We start from the raw sequence: 16,701 nt of genomic DNA on the forward strand, positions 1-16,701 counted from the left end.
AACCGCCTTGCGGAACGGCAGACGCCTGCGCAGGCGCGCACTTTGCGCTTGTGCTCTCGGATCGCCGCGCGCAATCGATCATGAGACGGCTTCAAAAAGTCAGGATCGATATTGACGATGAGCGTTTTTGGAAGAAGGATGCCCCGATCAGCAGCGGATACGCGCTCCTGACGCTCGACTGGACCGCCCGTCCGAAGCGCCCGCGGGCGGCCCGGCGGCAGCGGCGCAACCAACGGGAAAGGACATCGCATGAGATCGCATGGCTCGTTCGTTTCGCGACGGACCCTGATGTCCACCCTCCTCGGCGGCGCGGCGCTCCTTTCCGCGGCGACACTGCCCGGCGCCGCCGAGGCGCAGGACGGCAAGCCGCTCGCCGGCAAGTCGATCACCGTGCTCCTGCCGGCACCCGGCTATCCGGCGGAGGTGATCTCGCGCTTCCAGGACGAGACCGGCGCGAAGGTCGACCAGCAGACGCTGGCCTGGGACCAGCTCCGCAACCGCATCGTCACCGCGCTCGTCGCCGGCAGCGCGCCGGCCGACGTGATCGAGCTCGACTGGAGCTGGGTCGGGCAGTTCGGCGCGGCCGGCTGGCTGTCGCCGCTGGACGAGCCGCTGGCGAAGGCCGGCCTCGACGACATGCCGCTCGCCCCGATCTTCAAGTACGACGGCGCGACGGTCGGCGCGCCCTACAACGCCGACTTCAAGCTGATGATCTACAACAAGGACCAGCTCGCCAGGGCCGGCATCGCCAAGCCGCCGCAGACGCTCGACGAGCTCGTCGCCGCCGGCAAGGCGCTGCAGGAGAAGGGCGTCGCCCAGCATCCGCTCGGCTGGCCGCTGTCGGTCGGCGAGGCGACCTCGACCGCCTGGTTCCTGACGACGATGATGTTCGGCGGCGACATCTTCGACGCCGAGGGCAAACCCGCCTTCACCGATCCGCAGTCGCCCGGCTACAAGGCGCTCGCCTTCATCAAGCAGGCGGTGGACGACGGGCTGATCGACCCCGCCTCCACCGCCTACGGCAACCCGGAAGTCCGCGAGGCCTTCAAGCGCGGCGACGCGACGTTCACGCTGTCGGACGGTCCGGGCCTCCTGCCCGACGTCAACGACCCGGCGAAATCCAAGGTGGCCGGCCAGGCGGCCGGCGGCGTGGTGCCGACCGTTTCCGGCCAGACGCGTTCGTTCGGCCTGCCCGAGGCCCTCGCGATCCCGAAGACCTCCGGCGAGCAGGACGCCGCGGCGGCCTTCATCGCCTTCGTCGCGGAGCCCGACGCCCAGATCGCCTCCTACGCCCAGAGCGGCACCATGCCGACGCGCACCGCGGCGATCGAGATGCTGAACAAGGACGGCAAGCTCCTCAGCGGCGACGCGATCCTCGCCCAGTTGAAGGGCGTCGGCCCCCTGTTCGCCGACGGCACGCCCGCCTGGTATCCGGCCTTCTCCAACGGCACGGCCGGCGCGATCAACCAGCTGGTGAAGGGCGAGATCACCGTCGACCAGGCCGCGAAGGCCATTGCCGAGGCCGCCGACGCCGCCAAGACCGAGAACTGACGAGCGCAGCCCGCGGCGGCCGCCGCCGCCGTAGGCCCCCGACCGCCCGCATCCCGCGACGAGACCCTTCATGGCTGTTTCCATCGAGGCCGCCGGGCCGCAGCGAGCCGGCTCGGCTTCGCTTCGGCTCCGCCGCGCGATCCTCGGCGACGCCGCGCTCGGCATCGCCCTGTCGCTGCCGGTGATCCTCCTGATGACCGCGCTGGTCTTCGCGCCGGCGCTGGTGTCGCTGTGGGACAGCTTCCACCGGGTGAACCCGATGCTGCCGGGCGAACCCTTCATCGGCCTTCGCAACTACACGCAGATGTTCGCCGATCCCGCCGTCCGCGCCGCGTGGTGGAACACCTGGATCTACGTCGTCCTCGCGGTGGCGCTCGAACTCGCCGCCGGTCTCGCGGCGGCGCTGCTCCTCAACGCGCTGAGGATCGGCCGGCGCTGGATGCTGGCCGCGGTGATCCTGCCCTGGGCCCTGCCGCCCGTGGTCAACGCCATCGTCTGGGCCTGGATCTACAATCCGCGCTACGGCCTCCTGAACGGGCTCCTCGTCCAGCTCGGTCTCCTGGAGGAGACCGGGCGCGTCTGGATGAACAGCCAGGGGACGGCGCTCGTGCTCGTCACCCTCGTCCATGTCTGGCGGATGATGCCGCTGAACGCGGTGATCCTCCTCGCCGCGCTGCAGAGCGTGCCGAACGAGCTCTACGAGGCGGCGAAGGTCGACGGCTCGACGCCCTGGCATTCGTTCCGCACGATCACGCTGCCCTTGATCTCCGGCGCGCTCGGCATCGCCCTCACGCAGTCGACGATCACCGCCTTCAACCTCTTCGACGAGGCCTGGATCCTGAACGGCGCCAGCGCCACGACGCGGCCGATCCAGGGACAGATCTACATCACCGCCTTCCAGAACCTGCGCTTCTCCTACGGCATGGCGATGTCGATCACCGTGATGCTCGTTTCGGTCGCGGTCTCCGCCCTCTACGTCAGGCGGATCTACCGCGAAACGAGGTACGACTGATGCGTGGCCTCGCCTCACGCCGCCTCGGTCTCGCCCTCGGCTGCCTGGCGCTGCTCTTCTGGTCGCTCGGCCCCGTCTACTGGGCGCTCGCCACCAGCCTGATGCGGCCGATCGATCTCACCGCGCAGCCGGTCAACCTCGTGCCGCCCACCCTGTCGTTCGCGAGCTACGGCAAGCTCTTCGGCGGCCTCTTCGCGGCGGACGCCGGCAACACGGTCTGGCACGATTTCAGCCGGGCGCTCGTCAACAGCCTCGTCACCTCGCTCGGCGCGACGGTCCTCACCGTCGCGGTCGCGGCCTTCGCCGCCTATGCGGCGGTCAGGATGCGGTTTCCGGGGCGGCAGTTCGTGTTCATCGCCATCGTCGCGACGATCGCCGTGCCGGGCTACACGGTGCTGATCCCGCTCTACCGCCTGATGGTCGCCGCCCGGCTGATCGACACCTATACCGGCGTCGTCCTGATCTACGTCTCCGCCTTCCTGCCGCTCGCCATGTGGCTGATGCGCAGCGTCTACGAATCGCTGCCGCTGTCGCTCGAGGAAGCGGCCTATGTCGACGGCGCCGGCCGGCTCTACACCTTCGTGCGCATCGTCCTGCCGCTCGCCGCGCCCGGCCTCGTCGCGGCCGCGATCCTGACCTTCCTCGGCGCCTGGGGCCAGTTCGCCGTGCCGCTGATCTTCTCGCCCACCATGGCGACGAAGCCGCTGACCGTCCTGATCCCGGAATTCGCCACCAAGAACAACATCGACTACGGCCTCATCAACGCCGCCGGCGTCGTCGCCATGGTGCCGCCGGCCCTGATCGTGCTTTTCCTCAACCGCTTCCTCATGCGCGGCCTGATGGCCGGCGCGGGCAAGTGAAGCGCCCGGAACCCTTCCCATGGCGACCGTCGAGATCCGCGGCCTGAAGAAGGCCTACAACAAGCTGGCCGTCCTGCACGGCATCGACGTCGACATCGCCGACGGCGAGTTCGTCGTGCTCGTCGGGCCGTCCGGCTGCGGCAAGTCCACGCTGCTCCGGATGATCGCCGGACTGGAGGACATCACCGGCGGCGAGCTCAGGATCGGCGGGCGCGTCGTCAACGATCTTCCGCCGCGCGAGCGCGACCTGGCGATGGTGTTCCAGAACTACGCGCTCTATCCGCACCTGACGGTGCGCGCCAACATGGCTTTCTCCTTGAAGCTGCAGCGCATGGGCGGCGGCGCGATCGATGCCCGCGTCGAGGAGATCGCGAAGACGCTCGGCCTCCAGCACCTTCTCGACCGCTACCCGCGCCAACTCTCCGGCGGCCAGCGCCAGCGCGTCGCGATGGGCCGGGCGATCGTGCGCGCGCCGCAGCTCTTCCTGTTCGACGAGCCCTTGTCGAACCTCGACGCGAAGCTGCGCGTCCAGGTGCGCTCTGAGATCAAGGCCCTGCACCAGCGCCACCGCACCACGACGATCTACGTGACGCACGATCAGGTCGAGGCGATGACGATGGGCGACAAGGTCGTCGTCATGCGCGACGGCCTGATCGAGCAGATGGGTGACCCGCTGACGCTTTACGACCGGCCGGCGACGCGCTTCGTCGCGGGCTTCATCGGCTCGCCGGCGATGAACCTGCTGGAGGCCCGCGTCGAGAACGGCGAGGTGACGCTCGCGAACGGCGACCGGCTGCCGCTCGGGTCCGCCGCACCGCGGCAGGGTGGCGACGGCCCGGTGACCTGCGGCATCCGCCCGGAGCACCTGACGGTGGCGGACCGCGGCATCGACGCCACGGTCGAAGTGGTCGAGCCGACCGGCTCGGAGACGATCGTGATGCTCCAGTCGCCCGTCCTGCCGCCGACGGAACGCCTCTGCATGGTGCTGCGCGAGCGGTTGCCGCTGCGATCCGGTGACCGCCTGCGCCTCGCCGCGCGGCCGGAGGGGCTGCACTTCTTCGACCCGGAAAGCGGCGAGCGACTCTAGGAGCACCTGACGAAAGCTCCGGGCGGAGGATGGCCAAGGGATTTCCGCCGGCCCGCGAGGCGCCGAACGCAGTCGATGCCGGCAGCATCGGCGAGGATCGGCAACGAAGCGGACGGCGGAAAGACCTGGTCAGCCGACCCCGCGAGCTTTCGTCAGGTGCTCCAAATCGTCAGGCGGAGCGGCGCATGACGAGCCGCGCCTCGACGATGGCGCGGCGCTCGGCCGAGTCGAGCCCGCCGTCGATCAGCGCGAACAGCATCGCCGTCGAGCGTGTCGCGATGGCGCCGGTGTCCTGCGCCATGGTGGTGAGCGCCGGGCAGCTGTAGCGGCTGAGCGGATGGTCGTCGTGGCCGGCGAGCGCGAGGTCCGCCTCCCGGCCGCGGCCGATCCGCAAGCCCCGCGCATGGGCCGCCGCCATCGCGCCGAAGGCGACGCGGTCGTTGGCGCAGAGGATCGTGCGCGGCGGGCGGCGGCCGGCGGTCAGGAGCTTCTCCATCTCCTCGAAGCCGTGCCGCTCGAAGTCCCAGGACAGGCCCTCGCGGGAGCCGAGGAAGACCGGCTCGTGCCCGAGGCGCGCCATCGTATCGGCATAGGCGGCGCGGCGCTCGGCGGCGTTGCGGTTCACCGCCGGCATGTCGAAGAAGGCGGGCGGCTCGCCGGCGCGGCAGAGGTAGTCGACGATCGTCGCGACGCTCTGCCGGTTGTCGTTGCCGACGAAGGGCGCGTCGGCTTCGCCCACGTTGTCGAACGAGACGAGCGGCACCTCGCGGCCGAGCTCCTCCGCCAGCCGCGCATTCGCCGGCGCGCCGAGCGGGGCGACGAGCGCACCCGCCACCTTCTGCGACAGGACGGCGTCGAAGGCGCGCGCCTCGAGCTCGGCCGAGCCGTGGCAGGAGATCACGAGCGGCCAGTAGCCGGCCTCGACGCAGAGCGTCTCGATCCGGCTGACGAGGCCCGAATAGTGCGGGTCGATGATCGAGGGCACGACGACGCCGACCGTCTTCGTGCGCTTGCGGTTGAGGTTCCGCGCGAAGGGGTTCGGCCGGTAGTCGGAGGCGCGCAGCGCCGCCTCGATCCGGGCCCTGGTCGCGGGCCGGACGCTCGCGGGATCGTCGAAATACTTCGACAGCGTCGGCCGCGACACGCCGCTCGCCTGCGCGAACTCCTCCATGTTGCGGTGCTTCGGCCTCATCGGTCGGCCGAGAGGACGAGGCTCGCGGCGCCGACGAGGCCGGCATGACGGCCGAGCGCGGCGGGAACGATCCGCGCCCCCCGGTAGGCCGGCATGGCGCGCTCGGCGATGAGGGTCTCGATCGCGTCCCGCATCAGGTCGAGGCCGTTGGCGATGCCGCCGCCGACGACGATCGCTTCCGGCGAGAAGAGGTGCAGGAGGTTGACGAAGCCAAGGCCGAGCCAGCGCGCCTCGTCGGCGAGGAGCCGCGCGCCGAGCGGGTCGCCGCTGCGCGCCGCGTCGACGACGTGCCGGCCGGTGATCGGACCCGCGCCCGCGAGGCTGCGCAGCATCGAGCCGTCGCCGGGAAGCGTCTCGGCGGTGGCGCGCAGGCCCAGCGCCGAGCCGGAGGCGAGCGATTCCCAGATGCCGGGCGTGCCGAACCAGCCGGGCGTCACGGCCGGATCGGCGATCGTCATGTGTCCGATCTCGGTCGCGAGGCCGCGATGGCCGTGCAGGAGGCGGCCTTCGGAAACGACGCCTCCGCCGATGCCGGTCGAGATCGTGACGAAGACGAAGGACGAGAAGCCGCGCGCCGCGCCGAAGCGCCATTCGCCGAGCGCCGCGGCGTTGGCGTCGTTCTCCAGCTTCACCGGCAGGCCGATCCGTTGGCCAAGGAGCTGCGCCACCGGCACCTCGTCCCAGCCGCTGAGCGTCGTCGGATCGAGCGTCACGCCGGTGACCGGATCGAGCGGCCCCGGCGCGGCGAGCCCGGCGCCGACGGGACGGGCGTCCGGCAATTCGCCCAGCACCGCGTCGCAGAGCCGGGCGATCTGCTCGATCACCACGGCCGGTCCGGCCTGCGCCGCGGTCGGCTCGTCACGTGAGACGAGGACCCGGCCCTCGCCGTCGACGAGGCCGGCGCGCAGTTCCGTGCCGCCGAGGTCGATCGCGAGCGCCGTCCGCATCAGGCGTCGACCGCGAGGCCACGCAGCCAGCCGATGCGGGCGGACAGATCGGAGTCGGCGAAGGCGAGGGAGCCCATCACCACCGTTTCCGCGCCGCTCGCGCGCAGCCGCGGCACGGTCTCGTGCCGGATGCCGCCGTCGGCGGCGAGCCGGATCGCGTCCTCGCGTCCGGCTTCCTTCAGGATGCGCCGCGCCGCCTGCAGGCGAGGGCAGGCCTCATCGGAAAGCCCCTGCCCTTTCACGCCGATGGCGGTGCCGAGCAGCGTCACGAAGGACACCATGTCGAGAAACGACCGGACCGCCTCGACCGGCGTTTCCAGCCGGAGCACGACGCCCGCCGCCGCGCCGGCCGCCGTAGCGCGGGCGAGGGCGCGAAGGCCCGCCTCGCCGTTCTCGGCATGGACCGAGACGAGGTCCGCGCCGGCTTCCACGAACTGCTCCGCCTGCGCCTCGACGATGTCGGCCTCCACCATCAGATGCACGTGGATCGCCTTGTCCGTGAGCTTCCGGATGCGCGCCACCTGGTCCGGGAAGAACAGGAAGGACGGCGCGAAGCGGCCGTCCGCGACGTCGACATGGTAGAGGTCGACATGCGCGTCGACGCGCTTCACCTCGGATTCGAGGTTGGCGAGGTCGGCCGACCAGAGCGAGAACTCGGCGAGCAGCCGGTCGCGCGGCAGCGCCGCCACGGCGGCGGCGGAAGGACGGCGTGTCGTCACGGGGAACTCCTGTCGGGATCGAGGCCGGCGAGGAAGGCGCGAATCGCGGCCTTCACCTCGGCGAAATGCGCGGCGGCGTCGAGCGCCTTCGATGCTGCATGCACATGAATCGCTTGTGGAATCGTCACGGCGATCTCCGTCGCATAAGCCGGCGGATGCACGTGGTCGAGCGCGTTGCCGACGACGAGCGTTGGCATCCGCAGTTCGGCGGCCGCCTTGCGCGACACGCCGGGCCCGTCGGTCGCGATGCCTTCGAGAAGGTCGGCGGTGACGGCGGTGTCGTCGCGCTCGAACAGGCCGAGCAGCGACTTCAGGTTGTCCGGCCCCTCGCGGCGCAGCATCTCGGCAGTGGGAGAGGCTTCGAACAGGCGACGGCCCTCGGCGGGGCCGTGGGTGCGGAGAAGCTGCGCGACCTCCACGAACGGCGCCATGTTCGCCGGCGCGGGCTCGAAGGCCCAGGACGGGCGAACAAGGATCAGCGCCGAAACGCGCTCGGGGCAGCGGTGGGCGAGCATCAGGGCGATCGCCGCGCCGGTGGAGATGCCGCCGGCCGCGAACCGATCGAGCCCCGCCGCGTCGGCGGCCGCCAGCACATCGTCCGCGAACATGGCGAGGCGGAAGGGGCGCGTCTCGCCGGCTTCCGACAGCCCTTGCGCGCGGCAATCGAGCGTGACGCGCCGCCAGCCGCTATCGTCGGGAAAGTTTTGGCGGACCTGCGCCTCGTTACCGCCGAGCCCGTGCTGGAAGACGATCGACCTCCCGCTGCCGCCAGTGTCGTGGAGGCGCAGCCGCGCGCCGTCGCGAAGGAAACGGCTGCCGCTCATTCAGACCGCGCCCGACACGGCAGCGAGTTCGACCCGCTCGCCCCGCTCGACCGAGCGGGCGATCGCGACCATGGCGCGGATCGAGGCGAGCCCGTCCTCGACATCCGCGCCGCGCATAGGCTGGCCGTGAAGGGCGGCATCGGCGAGGCCTTCGAGCTGGCGGCGGAAGAAATGGCCGTCGGCCCCGAGCGGCTTATGCGTCGTCGCGGTCCGCTCGTGGAAGATCTCGACTTCGGAGGCGCGGAAGTACCAGGGGTTGAATGTCTTCGCCAGCACCGAGCCGTGTTCGCCGTAGAGCTGGAAGCCCTCGAACCAGTCCATCCGCACCGCCACCGTCAGGTCCAGATGGCCGAGCGCGCCGCTGGCGAACTCCGTCTCGACGAACCAGCAATAGGCCCCGAACTTCTCCCGGAGGCGCGCCCGGACCGCGACGATCGGGCCGCAAAGGAAGCGCGCCGTGTCGACGAGGTGCGAGCCGTGCGCCAGCATGAAATACTGCCGGAGGTCCGCCTTCGGGTTGCCGGCCGGCTTCCTCGCCTGTTTCGAGGTGACGGGCAGCGGCTGCACGGCGTCGGTATTGGTGTAGCGGTGGGTCGAGTCGCAGTACCAGGCCTTCAGCGCCAGGACCTCGCCCATCTCGTCCCGGACGAAGTCGCGCACCGCCTCCAGCGCCGGATCGAAGCGCTTCATGTGCCCGACCTGCAGGAGCTTCCCCGACCGCTTCACGGCCTCCGCCAGCGCCTCGCCCTCCTCGACCGAGGTGCCGATCGGCTTCTCGCAAAGGACGTGCTTGCCGGCCTCCAGCGCCTTCACCGACATCGGCACGTGGTAGGCGTCGGAGGTGGCGACGATCACGGCGTCGAGTTCCGGGTCGGCGAGCATCGCGTCGTAATCGGCGTAGAGCTTGCGTGGCTCGTAGGTCGCGCCCATCCGGGCGAGGAGGTCGGGCGCGGCGTCGCAGATGGCGTAAAGGTCGGCGTTCCGCGCCTTCACGCAGGATTCCAGATGCGCGAACTGCGCGATCGGCCCGGCCCCTAGGACGCCGACCCGCAAACGACGCTCTTCCTTGGCGATCATGGGTCTTCAGACTCCGAAGCGGCGCATGGTTTCGCGGTTGCGCTTCACCGCCGCCGCCGGATCGCGGCCCGCCTCCTCCGACTCCTCCTCCAGCACCAGCCAGCCGTCGAAGCGGGGGCTTGCCGCGACGATGTCGATCACGGCCGGCACGTCGCAGACGCCCTCCCCCAGCATCGCCCAGGTGCCGGAGGCGTCGACGTCCTTCAGGTGCAGGTAGCGGATGCGGTCGCGGTGCGCGCGCAGCGTGTCGAGAATGTCCGGATGGCCGCGCAGGATGTGGCCGGTGTCCGGCACCCAGCCGACGAGGTCCGGATCGAGGAACGCGAAGAGTTGGTCGTAGTCGGCGCGGTCGAAGAGCAGCGTGTCGTGGTGCGAGCTCGGATGGACGGCGACCGCGACGCCCGCCTCCTCTCCGAGCGCGGCGGCGCGGTTGTAGACCTCGGCCGCCACAGTGAACTTCTCGCCGCGGTCGCCGGGCGACATCACCGTCGCCGAGCCCATCGAGACGAGCGCGCCGGGAAACCGCGCTGCGAAACCGATCCAGCGGCGCGCGGCTTCGAGGTCCGCCGCGATCCGGTCCCGCTCGGTGAACCCGCTCTCGGAGCCGAAGGCGAAGGACACGAGCGTCAGGCCATGGCGCTCCAGGGCGGCGGCGAACGCGTCCGGCCGGTCGGCGTAGGGCCCGATCATCGTGTCGGTGATCTCGATGCCGGCATAGCCGCCGGCGGCGATCGCTTCCAGAAGGTCGTCCGGACCGCCCTGCCAGCCGCTCCCCAGCATCTCCCAGGTAAAGGTCTGGCAGCCGACCTTGAGACCGTGCGCAACGCTCATTCCTTGACGCCCCCTTGCGTCAGTCCTTCGATGATGTGCCGCTGGAAGAACAGCACGAGCAGGATCAGCGGCACCGTCACCACGGCGGAGGCCGCCGCGATGTCGCCCCAGGGCACGTAGTACTGGTTGGTGAAGTTCGCGATGCCGACCGGGATCGTCTGGTGCTCGATGGTCGAGGTGAAGGCAAGCGCGAACAGGAACTCGTTCCAGGCGGTGATGAAGGCGAGGAGCCCGGTGGTGACGAGGCTCGGCAGCGACATCGGCAGGATGATCCGCCAGAGAAGGCCGAGGACGCCGACGCCGTCCATCCGCGCCGCCTCGTCGATCTCGCGCGGGATCGTCTCGAAATAGCCGAACAGCACCCAGGTCACCAGCGGCAGGCCGAGCGCGAGGTAGACGATGACGAGGCCCGCATAGGTGTCGAGCAGGCCGAGATCGGCCGCGACGAGGTAGAGCGGGCCGACGATGGCGATCTGCGGGAACATCGATACCGAGAGGATCACGACGAGGATGCCGAACCGCCCCTTCACGTCGAAGCGCGACAGGGCGAAGGCGGCGAGCGAGCCGACCACCAGGCAGGACAGCGTCGTCAGCAGCGACACGACGAAGGAGTTCCAGACGTAGCGGTGAAGTTCCTTGCCGACGAAGGCGTTCCAGTAGTGCTCCAGCGTGAACGGGTCCGGGATCAGCGTCGGCACCTCCGCGGTCAGCGCCCGATCGAGCTGGAACGAGGTCGAGAATTGCCAGACGAAGGGCGCGGCCGACCAGAACAGGATCAGCAGCGCGCCGAACCTCAAGCAGCCGCGCTGGAGCGGGGGCTGCCGCCTCACGTGCCCGCCCTCCTGATCTGCCGGACGAGGAAGAGGCAGAAGACCAGCGCGATCAGGCCTTCCGTCACGAACATCGCGGTGGAGATCGCCGAGCCGGCGCCGAAGGAGAGCGTCGAGAACAGGACCTTGTAGGCGAGCGTCGACAGCGTCTCGGTGGAATCGGCCGGGCCGCCGCCGGTGAGGACGTAGACGAGGTCGAAGATGCGGAAGGCATCGAGCGCCCGGAACAGGCCGGCGATCAGGAGCGTCGGCATGAGAAGCGGCAGGCGAACGTGCCAGAAGATCGACCACGCCCGCGCCCCGTCCATCTCGGCGGCCTCGGTAAGCGAGCGCGGGATGGTCTGGAGGCCGGCGAGGAGGAGGAGCGCCATGAACGGCGTCGTCTTCCAGACGTCGGCGATGACGATGGTGGCGAGCGCCGTGTCCGGCGAGCCGTACCAGTTCACCCTGGCGTCGAGGATGCCGGCCTGCAGCAGCAGCCAGTTGACGATGCCGTGCTGCCCGTCGAACAGCCAGCCGAACATCTTGGACGTCACGACGGTCGGCATCGCCCAGGGCACCAGCATCGCGGCGCGCACGATGCCCCGGCCGGCGAAGCTCTCGAACAGGATCAGCGCCATGCCGAGCCCGATCAGCGTCTCCAGCGCCGTCGAGGCGAAGGTGAACCATAGCGTATGGGTCCAGGCGTTCCAGAACTGCGGGTCGGCCCAGAGCTCGCGATAGTTCGCGACGCCGACATAGTCCTCCTCCAGCGTGATCAGCGAAGTGTTGGTGAAGGACAGGCGGATGCCGTTGAGGATCGGGTAGAGCGTCACGGCGGCGAGCGCGACGAAGGCCGGCAGCAGCAGGAGCCAGGGCTGGAGGGTGCGCAGCCGCACACCCCCCGCCCCGATCCTCCGCGCCGGCGCGAGGACGCCCGCTTGGCTCATCAGCCGAGCGCCGCGTCGACGCGCTCGGCGGTCGCGTCGAGCTCGGCCTTCACGTCGCCGGACTGCAGCGCCTTCGACAGGCCGGACTGCAGCGCCAGCGTGACCTTGGCGTATTGCGGCGTGACGGGCCGCGGCGTCGCGCCCTGGAACACCGGCTTCAGCCCCGCCATGAACGGGTTCGCCGCCTTGATCTTCGCGTCGTCGTAGAGGTTGGCCCGCGTCGGGCCGAGACCGAAGTTCAAGGCGATCCGCTGCTGCGTCTCCACCGAGGACAGCCAGGTCAGGAAGTCGACCGCCGCCTCCCGCTGCTTGGAATTGGCGTTGACGCCGAGCTGGTAACCGCCGAGGCAAGCCGACGACTTGCCGCCTTGGAAAGCCGGGAGCGGCGCGACGCCGACCTTGTCCACCACCTGCGAGGCTTTCGGGTCCTGCGCGATCGGGAAGACGTAGGACCAGTTGCGCATGAACATCGCCTGGCCGCCGGTGAAGGGCTGGCGGGACGGCTCCTCGTCCCAGGACAGGACGTCGGACGGCGAGATCTTCGTCTTGTTGATCGTGTCGTGCAGGAACTGGATCGCCTTGACGCCGGCTTCCGAATTGAGGGTCGCCGACTTGCCGTCGGCGCTGAGGATCGAGCCGCCGGCCGAGCTGATCGCCTCCACCGCGTCGCAGACCAGCACCTCGGCCTGCTTGCCCTGCCAGAGGTAGCCGAACTTCACGTCGCCGGCCTTCTGCGCCTCCGCGGCGATCGTCGCCATCTCGTCCCAGGTGGTCGGCACCTTGCCGCCGTGCTTCTCCAGCACGTCCTTCCGGTAGTAGAACATCCCGGTGTCGAGGAACCAGGGCAGCGCCGTCAGCTTGCCGTCATAGGTGCAGGCCTCGACCGTGCCGGGAAAGTAGTCGGCGCGCTTGTCGGCCGGAAAGTACTCGTCGAGCGGCAGCGCCCAGCCGGCGGCGGCGAAGCCGGCGATCCAGATCACGTCCTGGCTGAACACGTCCGGCGTGCCGGTGCGGCGCGCGAGCTGCTGAACGAGGCCTTGGTACACTTCCGTCGAGGAGCTCGGCGGCGGCAGGTTCAGGTAGGTTACCTTCACCTTGTCCTGGCTCTCGTTGTAGGCGTTGGAGAGGTCGCCGAAGGTCTCGGAGCCGAAGAAGGCGGCGCTGGCGAAGGTGATCTCGGCCCGCGACTGCGCCCGGGCGCGGCGGGGCGCGAGACCGGCGGCGGCCCCGAGGCCGAGCGCGGCGCTGCCCAGAAGAAACTGCCTGCGGTCGGCCAGGGTGACATGGCCGGTCGTGCCGGCGCTGCCGCCGGCCTGCTTTCCCGATGTCGTCATCGCTCTTCCTCCCGATGGCTGCCGGGCTTCCTCCTCCCGCAACCTTGGCGCAGGTTCGACAGAAAGTTGTCGCGCGTCAAGCTTCGACCCGTCTATGGTCGGTGACGATCGCGGGAGGAGCGGCAGGATCGATGGAAAAGCTCGGGCTCGGCGTCGTCGGATGCGGCAACATCGCGATGACCTACATGCGCAACGCCGGCCTGTTCGGGGAGGTGGAGCTGCGCGGCTGCGCCGACCTGTCGATTGAGGCCGCGCGCCTCAGGGCCGGCGAATACGGCGTCCGGGCGATGGGCGTCGACGAGCTGTTGCGCGACCCCGGCATCAACCTCGTCCTCAACCTGACGGTTCCCGCCGCGCATTTCGACGTGACGATGTCGGCGCTCACCGCCGGCAAGCACGTCTTCACCGAGAAGCCGCTCGGCATCACCGCGGCGGAAGGCCGCCGGCTGGTCGCGGAAGCCGAGGCGCGAGGGCTGAAGCTCGGCTCGGCGCCGGATACCTTCCTCGGCGCGGCCGGGCGGCGCGCCCGCCGCCTCGTGGACGAGGGCGCGATCGGCCGGCCGGTCGCCGGCACCGCCTTCATGTTCGGGCGTGGCATGGAGCACTGGCACCCGAACCCGCAATTCTACTACCAGCCGGGCGGCGGGCCGGTGCTCGACATGGGCCCGTACTACCTGACGACGCTGGTCAACCTTCTCGGCTCGGTTTCGCGCGTCACGGCAATCACCGGCAGCGGCCAGGCGGAACGGCTGATCACCGCCGAAGGGCCGTTCAAGGACACGACCTTTCCGGTCGGCACTCCGACCACCGCGCTGTCGCTGCTCCAGTTCGCGTCCGGCGCGCTCGTCACCTTCGGCGCGTCATGGGACGTGTTCCGGCATTCGAACCAGCCGATCGAACTGCACGGCACGCAAGGCTCGCTCAGCCTCCCCGACCCCGACACGTTCGGCGGCACGGTGTCCTTGTCGCGGCGCGGCGAGGAGTGGGAAAATTTCGAGAGCGAGGGCGAACTCTTCGGCGCGATCAACTGGCCGTTCGGCGACCGGCCGACCCGTGCCAACTACCGGATGCTCGGCGTCGCCGATCTCGTGCGCTCGATCCGTGAGAACCGAAGCCCGCGCGCGTCCGGCGCGCTGGCGCTCCACGTCCTCGAGATCATGGAGGCGACCCTCCGCTCCGGCGAGACCGGCGAGGCGGTGCGGCTGGAGTCCGGTGCGGAGCGGCCCGACCTCTTGGGCGAAGCCGAAGCCGCCTCGTTGCTGGCGAGCGATCAGAAGCGGTAGCGCACCGAGCCGATGACGCTGCGCTCCGGCTCCTTGTAGCAGAAGCCGGAGGTGCAGACCTGCGCGTCCTCCTCGAAGATGTTCGTGGCGTTCACCTGGAAGCGCAGCCCCTCGACGCGTGGCACGTCGTAGTGGACGGCGGCATCGACGAAGGCGCGGGCCTCGTTCTTGAAGATGTTGGCGTCGTCGCCGTAGCTGGACGAGGAGGCGCGCACGCCCGCGCCGAAGCCGAGCCCTTCCGCGACGCCGCTGCGGATCGTGTAGTCGCCCCAGATCGCGAAGGTATGGCGCGGTTGCGAGGAGACGTCGCGGCCGATCGTCTCCGGCGCGCCGTCCTCCACCGTCACTTCCTGATAGGCGTAGGAGGCGGTGAGGTCGAAGCTGTCGGTGATGCTCGCGGTCGCCTCCAGTTCGATCCCGCGCGAGCGGATCTCGCCGCGCTGCACGGAGATGTTGGTGGAAAGGTCCTCGCTCGGGACCACCACGACGCCGTTCTTCTGCCGGATATCGAACACGGCTGCCGTCAGGAGGGCGTCGAGGTCCGGCACGTCGTATTTGACGCCCGCCTCCCACTGCCGCGCCTCTGTCGGCACGAAGGCCTCGCCGTCCTCGGTGGTGCCGATCACCGGCGAGAACGAGGTCGAGTAGCTGACGTAAGGCGCAAGGCCGAAGTCGAAGAGGTAGCTCAAGCCCACGCGCCCCGAGAAGGCGTCGTCCTTCTGCCGTTCCTCGTCGCCGAGCTCGTCCGGCGTGCCGTTGCGGGTGTTCGATTCCACCCAGTCCTTGCGGCCGCCGAGCGTCAGGGTGAAGCGATCGAGCCGCACTTCATCCTGCAGGTAGAGGCCGACCTGGGTCTGGTCCTGATTTGTCGCGGTCGAGAAAGGCGGCCGGTCGATCGCTGCGCCGTAGACCGGGTCGGAGAACGAGATCGGCGGTGCTGACCCGAAGCCCTGCCGGTCGGTGAACTCGGCATAGGAAACGTCGACGCCGCCGAGCACGGTATGCTTCAGTGCGCCCGTGTCGAACCTGGCCTCCATCTGGCTGTCCGAGACGACGCCCTTCAACGTCTGGCGAACCGTGCCGGTGCCGCGCTGGATGATGTCGTCCACCGGCGCGCCGGCGAAGAAGACGTACTCGGCGTCGACGTCGTCGACCGCCTGATAGCGCGCCTTCTGGCGGAAGACGAAGGTCTCGTTGAGGCGCTGCTCGAACTCGAAGCCGATCCGGCCCTGGTGCTGGTCGAGGTCGTTGAAGTCGGGATCGGCGAAGGGCAGGTCGGTGACGCGGTTGTTCTCGTTGTAGTAGGCGACCGAGCCGCCGCTCTTCGTGCGCTGCAGCTCGCCGAGCACCGTCAGCGACGTGTCGGCGTCGGGCGCGTAGGTAAAGGCCGGCGCGATCGACAGCCGGTCGTCGTCGGCGAATGGATAGTCGGTGTCGGACTTCCGCGCGACGCCCGTCAACCGGTAGAAGGCGGACGTCGAGTTGCCCAAGGGGCCGGACGCGTCGAAGTTCGCCTGGTAGCGATCGTTCGTGCCGACCTGCGCCTCGATTTCGCGGAAGGGCGCGACGGTCGGGCGCTTGGTGCGAAGGTCCACGATGCCGCCGGCGTTCGACGAGCCGTAGAGCCCGGCCGCCGGACCTTTCAGGATCGAGATGCCGGCAAGGCCGTAGGGCTCGATGTCGAAAGTCGCGAAGCCGAAGTTGAACTCGCGCAACCCGTCGCGGAAGATGCCGGTGTAGGTCGCGTCGAGCCCGCGGATATAGAAGGCGTCGAAGCGCGGATCGAGCCCGAAGGCGCCGACCCGGACGCCCGGCGTGTAGTTCACCGCCTCCTGCAGCGTCTGGACGTTGCGGTCGTCGAGCTGCTCCTCGGTCACCACCGAGACCGACTGCGGGACGCGCACGATCGGCGTATCGGTCTTCGTTGCGGTCGGCACGGTGTCCGCGACATAGCCCTTCGCGCGAAAGTCGCTCGCCGAAGTGCCGGCTGCGGCCGGCTCGCCGTCGCCGGGCCCGCCAGCCGCTTCCCCGCCCGCCCCGCCAGAGGTGCGGACGGTGACGGCGTCGAGGTCGACGACGCCGTCCTGCGCCTTGGCAGCGGAAGCGCCGGCGACGACGAAGACCGCAGCCAGAAGCCGAACGATCCGCATCGGCGACGGCAAGACGGAACGCGACGACATTCGAACCTCCGATCGGACAAGCCGGCAGCCCGTGACTGCCTGTGA

At 69.8% G+C, this 16,701-nt stretch carries 15 protein-coding genes; 5 read left to right on the top strand and 10 right to left on the bottom strand.

Going from position 1 to position 16,701, the window contains the following annotated elements:
- The first annotated feature begins 288 nt into the window (after nucleotides 1-288).
- The 4 genes from F6X38_RS02340 to F6X38_RS02355 all read left to right on the top strand — a co-directional run bounded on the left by F6X38_RS02340 (nucleotide 289) and on the right by F6X38_RS02355 (nucleotide 4,510).
- Nucleotides 289-1,551 carry an ABC transporter substrate-binding protein gene (locus F6X38_RS02340; RefSeq protein WP_246191142.1) on the top strand — a complete coding sequence of 421 codons (1,263 nt, stop codon included), beginning with the start codon at nucleotides 289-291 and terminating at the stop codon, nucleotides 1,549-1,551.
- Nucleotides 1,552-1,621: 70 nt separating this feature from the next.
- Nucleotides 1,622-2,563 (top strand): carbohydrate ABC transporter permease, encoded by a 942-nt coding sequence (locus F6X38_RS02345; protein WP_150967915.1) that lies wholly within the window; start codon nucleotides 1,622-1,624, stop codon nucleotides 2,561-2,563.
- On the top strand, nucleotides 2,563-3,423 hold the full coding sequence (locus F6X38_RS02350; protein ID WP_150967916.1) for a carbohydrate ABC transporter permease: 861 nt from the start codon (nucleotides 2,563-2,565) through the stop codon (nucleotides 3,421-3,423). The genes F6X38_RS02345 and F6X38_RS02350 overlap by 1 nt, the downstream gene beginning before the upstream one ends.
- Nucleotides 3,424-3,442: 19 nt before the next feature.
- Nucleotides 3,443-4,510: an ABC transporter ATP-binding protein gene (locus F6X38_RS02355; RefSeq protein WP_150967917.1), complete on the top strand. Its 1,068-nt coding sequence runs from the start codon at nucleotides 3,443-3,445 to the stop codon at nucleotides 4,508-4,510.
- 169 nt (nucleotides 4,511-4,679) lie between these two features.
- Here the strand turns inward: F6X38_RS02355 and F6X38_RS02360 are convergent, their stop codons facing one another.
- The 9 genes from F6X38_RS02360 to F6X38_RS02400 are packed head-to-tail and all read right to left on the bottom strand — an operon-like array spanning nucleotide 4,680 to nucleotide 13,193.
- On the bottom strand, nucleotides 4,680-5,702 hold the full coding sequence (locus F6X38_RS02360; protein WP_150967918.1) for a LacI family DNA-binding transcriptional regulator: 1,023 nt from the start codon (nucleotides 5,700-5,702) through the stop codon (nucleotides 4,680-4,682).
- Nucleotides 5,699-6,649: an ROK family protein gene (locus F6X38_RS02365; protein ID WP_150967919.1), complete on the bottom strand. Its 951-nt coding sequence runs from the start codon at nucleotides 6,647-6,649 to the stop codon at nucleotides 5,699-5,701. Before F6X38_RS02365 ends, F6X38_RS02360 begins: the two co-directional genes overlap by 4 nt.
- Nucleotides 6,649-7,368, bottom strand: coding sequence for a ribulose-phosphate 3-epimerase (locus tag F6X38_RS02370; protein ID WP_150967920.1), 720 nt, complete (start codon nucleotides 7,366-7,368; stop codon nucleotides 6,649-6,651). Before F6X38_RS02370 ends, F6X38_RS02365 begins: the two co-directional genes overlap by 1 nt.
- Nucleotides 7,365-8,192, bottom strand: coding sequence for an alpha/beta fold hydrolase (locus F6X38_RS02375; RefSeq protein WP_150967921.1), 828 nt, complete (start codon nucleotides 8,190-8,192; stop codon nucleotides 7,365-7,367). The genes F6X38_RS02370 and F6X38_RS02375 overlap by 4 nt, the downstream gene beginning before the upstream one ends.
- A complete protein-coding gene (locus F6X38_RS02380) occupies nucleotides 8,193-9,269 on the bottom strand; it encodes a Gfo/Idh/MocA family protein (RefSeq protein ID WP_150967922.1) in 1,077 nt (358 codons plus the stop codon). It lies immediately after the preceding gene.
- Nucleotides 9,270-9,275: 6 nt separating this feature from the next.
- Entirely contained in the window at nucleotides 9,276-10,100 is an 825-nt protein-coding gene (locus F6X38_RS02385; RefSeq protein WP_150967923.1) for a sugar phosphate isomerase/epimerase family protein, read from the bottom strand.
- Nucleotides 10,097-10,930: a carbohydrate ABC transporter permease gene (locus F6X38_RS02390; protein ID WP_150967924.1), complete on the bottom strand. Its 834-nt coding sequence runs from the start codon at nucleotides 10,928-10,930 to the stop codon at nucleotides 10,097-10,099. The genes F6X38_RS02385 and F6X38_RS02390 overlap by 4 nt, the downstream gene beginning before the upstream one ends.
- Nucleotides 10,927-11,859: a carbohydrate ABC transporter permease gene (locus tag F6X38_RS02395; RefSeq protein WP_150967925.1), complete on the bottom strand. Its 933-nt coding sequence runs from the start codon at nucleotides 11,857-11,859 to the stop codon at nucleotides 10,927-10,929. The genes F6X38_RS02390 and F6X38_RS02395 overlap by 4 nt, the downstream gene beginning before the upstream one ends.
- Nucleotides 11,859-13,193, bottom strand: a complete 1,335-nt coding sequence (locus F6X38_RS02400; RefSeq protein ID WP_150967926.1) for an ABC transporter substrate-binding protein — start codon at nucleotides 13,191-13,193, stop codon at nucleotides 11,859-11,861. The genes F6X38_RS02395 and F6X38_RS02400 overlap by 1 nt, the downstream gene beginning before the upstream one ends.
- Before the next feature lie 131 nt (nucleotides 13,194-13,324).
- On the opposite strand from F6X38_RS02400, the gene F6X38_RS02405 reads away from it, so the two are divergent.
- Nucleotides 13,325-14,476, top strand: a complete 1,152-nt coding sequence (locus F6X38_RS02405; RefSeq protein WP_150967927.1) for a Gfo/Idh/MocA family protein — start codon at nucleotides 13,325-13,327, stop codon at nucleotides 14,474-14,476.
- Here the strand turns inward: F6X38_RS02405 and F6X38_RS02410 are convergent.
- Complete coding sequence (locus F6X38_RS02410; protein WP_246191143.1) at nucleotides 14,464-16,656, bottom strand: TonB-dependent siderophore receptor; 2,193 nt, start codon at nucleotides 16,654-16,656, stop codon at nucleotides 14,464-14,466. The genes F6X38_RS02405 and F6X38_RS02410 overlap by 13 nt on opposite strands.
- Nucleotides 16,657-16,701 lie beyond the last annotated feature (45 nt).

The organism is Plantimonas leprariae (assembly GCF_008802405.1).
GTDB lineage: Bacteria > Pseudomonadota > Alphaproteobacteria > Rhizobiales > Rhizobiaceae > Plantimonas > Plantimonas leprariae.

Coding starts and splice junctions, on each gene's coding strand:
- F6X38_RS02340 (WP_246191142.1), top strand. CDS start 289: ATGTCCACCCTCCTCGGCGGCGCGGCGCTCCTTTCCGCGGCGACACTG.
- F6X38_RS02345 (WP_150967915.1), top strand. CDS start 1,622: ATGGCTGTTTCCATCGAGGCCGCCGGGCCGCAGCGAGCCGGCTCGGCT.
- F6X38_RS02350 (WP_150967916.1), top strand. CDS start 2,563: ATGCGTGGCCTCGCCTCACGCCGCCTCGGTCTCGCCCTCGGCTGCCTG.
- F6X38_RS02355 (WP_150967917.1), top strand. CDS start 3,443: ATGGCGACCGTCGAGATCCGCGGCCTGAAGAAGGCCTACAACAAGCTG.
- F6X38_RS02360 (WP_150967918.1), bottom strand. CDS start 5,702: ATGAGGCCGAAGCACCGCAACATGGAGGAGTTCGCGCAGGCGAGCGGC.
- F6X38_RS02365 (WP_150967919.1), bottom strand. CDS start 6,649: ATGCGGACGGCGCTCGCGATCGACCTCGGCGGCACGGAACTGCGCGCC.
- F6X38_RS02375 (WP_150967921.1), bottom strand. CDS start 8,192: ATGAGCGGCAGCCGTTTCCTTCGCGACGGCGCGCGGCTGCGCCTCCAC.
- F6X38_RS02380 (WP_150967922.1), bottom strand. CDS start 9,269: ATGATCGCCAAGGAAGAGCGTCGTTTGCGGGTCGGCGTCCTAGGGGCC.
- F6X38_RS02385 (WP_150967923.1), bottom strand. CDS start 10,100: ATGAGCGTTGCGCACGGTCTCAAGGTCGGCTGCCAGACCTTTACCTGG.
- F6X38_RS02395 (WP_150967925.1), bottom strand. CDS start 11,859: ATGAGCCAAGCGGGCGTCCTCGCGCCGGCGCGGAGGATCGGGGCGGGG.
- F6X38_RS02400 (WP_150967926.1), bottom strand. CDS start 13,193: ATGACGACATCGGGAAAGCAGGCCGGCGGCAGCGCCGGCACGACCGGC.
- F6X38_RS02405 (WP_150967927.1), top strand. CDS start 13,325: ATGGAAAAGCTCGGGCTCGGCGTCGTCGGATGCGGCAACATCGCGATG.
- F6X38_RS02410 (WP_246191143.1), bottom strand. CDS start 16,656: ATGTCGTCGCGTTCCGTCTTGCCGTCGCCGATGCGGATCGTTCGGCTT.